This window comes from Pseudomonas sp. SDT291_1_S447, from assembly GCF_054070155.1.
Genome location: NZ_JBSVXS010000196.1, coordinates 1 through 6,443 on the forward strand (window position 1 = coordinate 1; position 6,443 = coordinate 6,443).

The 6,443-nt window shown below is 54.2% G+C and carries 3 protein-coding genes and 2 pseudogenes; all 5 read right to left on the reverse strand.

Translation table 11 applies throughout. The features are described from left to right. A pseudogene (locus ACW9IR_RS28280) lies at positions 1 to 426 on the reverse strand (hypothetical protein); the annotation flags it as partial. A gap of 273 nt (positions 427 to 699) precedes the next feature. Next, positions 700 to 1,839 carry a hypothetical protein gene (locus tag ACW9IR_RS28285; protein WP_457465909.1) on the reverse strand — a complete coding sequence of 380 codons (1,140 nt, stop codon included), beginning with the start codon at positions 1,837 to 1,839 and terminating at the stop codon, positions 700 to 702. Next, positions 1,829 to 3,985, reverse strand: a complete 2,157-nt coding sequence (locus ACW9IR_RS28290) for a hypothetical protein (RefSeq protein WP_457465910.1) — start codon at positions 3,983 to 3,985, stop codon at positions 1,829 to 1,831. The genes ACW9IR_RS28285 and ACW9IR_RS28290 overlap by 11 nt, the downstream gene beginning before the upstream one ends. Beyond that, positions 3,982 to 5,112: a hypothetical protein gene (locus ACW9IR_RS28295; RefSeq protein WP_457465912.1), complete on the reverse strand. Its 1,131-nt coding sequence runs from the start codon at positions 5,110 to 5,112 to the stop codon at positions 3,982 to 3,984. Before ACW9IR_RS28295 ends, ACW9IR_RS28290 begins: the two co-directional genes overlap by 4 nt. Next, a pseudogene (locus ACW9IR_RS28300) lies at positions 5,102 to 6,443 on the reverse strand (toxin VasX); the annotation flags it as partial. The gene ACW9IR_RS28295 and the pseudogene ACW9IR_RS28300, both read right to left, overlap by 11 nt.

Sequence of the window (6,443 nt, forward strand, 5' to 3'; positions counted from 1 at the left end):
GTTGAAGCGGGTTGGGATGATTGAGGCGCGTTTTTTGTGGTTGTGGTGCCAGACGCCGAGGCCGATAAGGAGCATTAAACATCCCACAAAGAATGAAACCCCTTTGCCTTCATTGAAAAGCCCTTCTATGGCATGAGAAACGTCGTCCCAACCCATCCCGAACAAAAAGAACATGAAGCCGCCTATTAGCGGGAAAAGGAACGCCGCCGAGAACGCAACGCTGAATGGTCCCCCCAACGTCATTTGCCACATAAAAACCTGCGGAGATCCCAATCCGAAGTCCATGAACACGTCATTCAGCTCCCCAATATGTGGTCCATAAGCCGGCATTGGAGTTGGTAAGGGGAGCGGAGCGAGATAGGTGATCTTTCCGCTCGGAAATGGCTCGATGTCCCCTGCTTTTCTTGGCTGTTCAAGCAGCGGCATATATAACTCGGTGTGCTTACTCCGCATGGTCGGCCTGATCTAAAAAATGAGTTTCATCCAGTAGCACGGGCGGGTTCCCCTTGACCAATTGAGGCGCGACAACATCGAAATTCCCTTCATCCCTTGGGTGTAGATGTATGACACAGATTCGTGGCATCCACTCACTCGCCTCGTCGTAGCAACAGAGATCCTTTAGGCAGGCGTATTCGGTGCTGAGCGCTTGATGGAGTTGCCCACGTCTGAAGGCTTGGTGAGTGACATTTGAAAAACAGCTCATGCACGCCGCTTACCGTTTGAAGCCGTGCGTTGTACCTCAGCAAAAATCTCGGTGATCGGCCGATGCGGTTGGCGTTTTTGCATTTGCCGTACCTGTTCGCTCAGCCGTAGCAATTCCTCGCTCGGTTTGGCCCACTGATCTTCCGGCAGCGGTTCTGACCACTGGCGCATGACGTCGGGCAGTGCCTGTTTGCCGATTCTTTCGAGGCGGCGCACTTCCCATTCGACGAGGTGATTGGGAATCGTCCACAGGGTCATGACGTGGTAGAGGTACCAGAAGAAGCCCGACAGCCTTGTTCGTGTGCCTTCGCGGATCTGCTGGTGCATGCGCGCGTGGGCGTTGCGAAAGGTGTGCAGGCCTTCGTGGGGTGGGTCGTCGGGGCCTTGCAGGTCTTGCAGGTCTTGCAGGTCCTGAATCGATCTGAGGTCGTTGACTTCGTATTCCATGTAGCCGCGTATCGCTTCCCAGTGGCTGATCGCGAGCGGCAGGCCGGCGCATTGGAATTCGAGGCTGGTGAGGGTTTCGCCGTGGTAGAAACCGATGCCCATGCCGTATTGGCGGTGGATGCCGTATTGGGTCGCGCCTTGGGCTTCGATAATCCAGGCGGAGAGGGATTCCCAGGGGACGAAGACGGGTTCGGTGGATCCTTCGGGCATGAAGCAGACTTCGCGGCGTTGGCGGTTGAAGCGGGTTGGGATGATATGGGCGCGTTTTTTGTGATTGTGGTGCCAGACGGCGAGGCAGATGAGCAAAATGAAAGGGCCGGCAATTAACTCGTTCTCATAGCCCTCTTCGAACATACCAATTACTGACTCCCAGATTGCCTCATGCCCGTAGCCAAAAATAATCCCCAACAACCCAGTAAATAAAGGGAATAAAACTATGACCATGAAAGCGCCGGTGAATGATCCACCCAGAATTAGCTGCCAGGAAAATACTTGCGGTGATCCGAGACCAAAGTCCATGTACGTTTCATTTAACCCTGCAATGTGCGGCCCATAAGGCGAAATCGGCGTAGGTAGTGGCAACGGTGCGAGGTATGTAGTTTTTCCGCCTGAAAATGACTCTACATCTCCTGCTTTTCTAGGGCTCTCTATCTGCGAAGTACCAAAGGGCTTGTCGTAATTATTCAGCATGGTCAGCCCACTCGAGATATTGGGTTTCGACAAGCAACATCGGAGGATTTTCTTTTACCAATGAAGGAGCAACCACTGAAAAATGACCATCACCCCTCGGATCCAGATGGATTACACGAGTTCGCGACGCCCACTCGCCTTTGCCATTCAGGGATTGAACACAGATTGCCAGTTCTAGCGTTTCCTTTGCAGGCGCGTATTCAGAGTTGGGAGTAACAGGGTATTGAAGACAGAGTATCAATCCCTCTGGCGATGACTTCACAATATGCAAGCTGCGCAGTACCTCGTCGCTAATTACTTCCTTGCGTTCTCGCGGTGCTCCTCGAGCATGCAATGGCATCAAAATTCGGTGGGCACCGATGCCCAACCGATGAGTTGGCTTACTGTTTAGAGGAGGCAGGAAATCATTCAGCATCAACCTTGGCAGCACCAAATGAATATCGCTGGGCTTGGCGCCGAACAGCAGACTTTTTAACCAGGCGTCATCCGGATTTGGCCCCAGTTGTGCGTAAGGTGCGTGCATCAAAAAGGCTAGATAACTCTGATAGTCATCTAGTGAGTGGTCACCGCGCACTTCCGGGTCACGGCTCCAAGGCGTAATTTTCAGCCATTTGTCGTGGGCAGACAGGTTGTATCGATTGAACAGCCAAGTACCCACGAACTCCAGCACAGTGAACAATGCACCAGCCAGATTGAAGCGAAAGAACACGCTGGAAAGACGTGTGCCAGCGGCAGCCCAAGCGGCTGTTCGTGCTGAGTTATTCGGCGCACCCAATACCTTGAAAGAAGCGTGAACAGTGTTACCCACTCCGTAAGCGTTAGTTATCACCATTCCTCCGGCGCCCAACGTCGCCAATGCAGCCATGCTCCGCTCAGATTGACTCCCGCTGCGAATCGCCTCTTGCCAGTTTCGATGTTGATTGCCGAAGTTGGTAGCAGAAGCTCTGAAGCCGAAGATATAAGTAAAGAAACCCAGTCCCACATGCAATTTCCCCATTTGAACCTGAACATGTTGCAAGGCCTCAAGCTGCAAACTTGCCACAAGCGCTGTTCCACGAGCTTTCAACGCCGTATCCGCAAGCCCCTGCGCCGCTGTAAACCCGGCCGCTCCTGTCGCAGCCAAAGCAGCAAAAAAGTCCGCCCGCTTCTTCTTGTCTCGGGTCTGCTTCATCAACTCCCGGTACGCCTCCACCAAATTCACCACCTGCACCAAAAGCACCACCAATCCCATCCCCTCCGTCTTCACCAAGCTCCCCGGCGACACCCCGCTCACCCCCAACCGAATATTCCCCAACAAACTCCTCAACTCTCCCTGCTGCGCCGGCGGAAACACCACTGTCACCCCTGCTCTTGCAGGCGTTGCGCCGTACAGCCGCGCCGAGCGATCCGGCAGTTCTTCGATCGGGCTCAACGCCGCTGCCAACCGTCCTTCGAAGAGCGTCAATTGCGCCCGCACCCGCACGATTTCTTCCTGCAATTCCACCGCCCGCGCAGTTTTATGGCCTTGGCGGTTTTTGTTGTGGGTGAGTTGGTTGCGTTCGCGGTTGAGGGTTTTCAGGTATTCGCGCTCGCGCAGTACATCCTTGATTGCGGTTTGCAGCGCGCTCTGTTCGGCGGGGCTGGCGACGGTGAAGGTCACGCCGCTGGTTTTTGCCGCGTCGAAGAGGCGCAGGCGCAAAGCTTTGGGCAGTCGCTGGAACAGTTCATCCAGCTCGGGGACTTTTTCTCCTGAGAGGTCGAAACCCTCCAGTACGCGGTTCAGACCGAGATTCAGCGCCGGGCTGTAGGTGTCCTGCACGGCGGCCGCGACGATGCGGGTGTGTTCGGGCAGTTCGTCGAGGGCCGGCAGTTGCGGTTGTTCGATCTTCTTCAGTTTCGCCAGCCAGTCCGGCAGGTTGTTGAACGTGGCCATGAGAGCGTTGAACAGCGTCGAGTATTGCCCGCTCTGCTCCGATTGCAGGCGCAGCGGCAAGGTGTAGAAGACTGTCCGGGTCAATTCCGGCCGCTGCTCCAGATAACCGAGCATTTTCTCGCTTGCTTCGTCGCTGCGGCACAGGTCCTTGAGGCAGGCGTATTCGGTGCTGAGCGCTTGATGGAGTTGCCCACGTCTGAAGGCTTGGTGAGTGACATTTGAAAAACAGCTCATGCACGCCGCTTACCGTTTGAAGCCGTGCGTTGTACCTCAGCAAAAATCTCGGTGATCGGCCGATGCGGTTGGCGTTTTTGCATTTGCCGTACCTGTTCGCTCAGCCGTAGCAATTCCTCGCTCGGTTTGGCCCACTGATCTTCCGGCAGCGGTTCTGACCACTGGCGCATGACGTCGGGCAGTGCCTGTTTGCCGATTCTTTCGAGGCGGCGCACTTCCCATTCGACGAGGTGATTGGGAATCGTCCACAGGGTCATGACGTGGTAGAGGTACCAGAAGAAGCCCGACAGCCTTGTTCGTGTGCCTTCGCGGATCTGCTGGTGCATGCGCACGCGGGCGTTGCGGAAGGTGTGCAGGCCTTCGTGGGGGGGATCGTCCGGGCCTTGGAGGTCTTGCAGGTCCTGGATGGATTTGAGGTCGTTGACCTCGTATTCCATGTACCCGCGAATGGCCTCCCAGTGGCTGATCGCGAGCGGCAGGCCGGCGCATTGGAATTCGAGGCTGGTAAGGGTTTCGCCTTGGTAGAAACCGATGCCCATGCCGTATTGGCGATGGATACCGTATTGGGTGGCGCCTTGGGCTTCGATGATCCAGGCGCTGAGTGATTCCCAGGGGACAAAGACGGGTTCGGTGGTGTCTTTGGGCATGAAGCAGACTTCGCGGCGTTGGCGGTTGAAGCGGGTTGGGATGATATGGGCGCGTTTTTCGTGGTTGTGGTGCCAGACGGCAAGGCCGATGGTCAGACTCAGAAAAGCTGCGAAATTACCATATGGATAGATGACATAGAAAAAATCAACAACAAGTTCCCATGTATAGGTGAAGTCATATCCAAACATTAATCCAATGCAGCCGATAATCGCGGGAAAAAGAAACGCGGTCATAACGGCACCACTTAACGGCCCTCCCAATATGACTTGCCATGCGAAAACCTGCGGTGATCCAAAGCCGAAATCCAGATATCGGTCATTTAAATCACCAATATGAGGGCCGTAAGGTGGAATCAGTGTTGGCAATGGAAGTGGCGCAAGATAAGTGATACTTCCACTTGGAAACGGTTCCACTTCTCCGGCTTTTGCTTGCTGTTCAAGCAGCGGCCTTCCTGTTGAGATATCACGTTCATTCGGCATGATCCGCTCGCTCAAGAAACTGAGTTTCGACCAGCAAAACTGGAGGTTTGTCCTTTACCAGTTGCGGATCAACTACCGCAAAATGTCCGTCTCCGCGAGGATTCAAATGAATGACACGAGTGCGCGATGCCCATTCACCTTTTTCATTCAATGCCTGGATGCAAACCGCCAGTTCCAGCGTTTCCTTTGCCGGAATGAATTCAGAATCAGGGGTTACCGGGTATTGAAGACAGAGCACCAGCCCCTCAGTAGTGGACTTGACTATGCGCAGGCTACTGACAATTTCGTCGCCAATATTATCCCGCTGTTCTCGCGGAGTTCCTCGGCTGTGCAACGGAATAGAAATGCGGTGCGCGCCGATACCTAAACGATGCGTCGGGTTACCGCCGAAGGGAGGTAACAGATCATTCAGCGTCAATCTTGGTAGTACAAGATGTATGTCGCTGGGCTTGGCTTTAAACAGCAGGCTTTTCAGCCAAGAATCGTATGGATTTGGCCCAAGTTGGGCGTAAGGCGCGTGAATCAAAAAGGCCAGATAACTTTGGTAGTCCTCCAGTGTATGGTCACCACGCATATCGGCATCCCGACTCCAAGGCGTGAGCTTCAGCCATTTATCATGAGCACTGATGTTATAGCGGTTGTAAAGCCATGAGCCACTCAATTCAAGCACAGTAAAAAGCGCTCCGGCCAGATTGAAGCGAAAGAATACAGTTGACAATCGTGTGCCTGCTGCTGCCCAAGCGACCGTTCGCATCGCTTTGGATGCGGTTAATACCTTTACTGTCGCATGGGCAGTATTACCGACCCCATATGCATTTACCGTCAGCATTCCACTAGTCCCTAATTCGGCTAGGGCAGCAGCTCCTTGTGCCGGACGATTTCCGCTTCGTGTCGCCTGTTCCCAGTTTTTTTGATGGGTGAGAAGACTGCTCATTGAAGAAAGCAAGCCTGAGAAATATGTGAAGAGGCCCAATCCCACATGCATTTTCCCCATTTGTACATAAACGTTTTGAATAGCATGGCTATGAAGCCCTACGGCCAGTGCGGTGCTACGAGCTTTCATAGCAGTATCTGCGAGGCTTTGCGCAGCAGTGAATCCTGCAGCGCTCGTGACCACAACTGGTGCGACCAACTCCGTCAACTTACGTCGATCCCGTGTCTGGCTAAAAGCTTCTCGCACGGCCCCCACCAAATTCACCACCTGCACCAAAACCACCACCAACCCCATCCCTTCCGTCCTCACCAAACTCCCCGCCGACACCCCACTCACGCCCACCCGAATATTCCCCAACAAACTCCTTAACTCCCCCTGTTGCGCCGGCGGAAACACC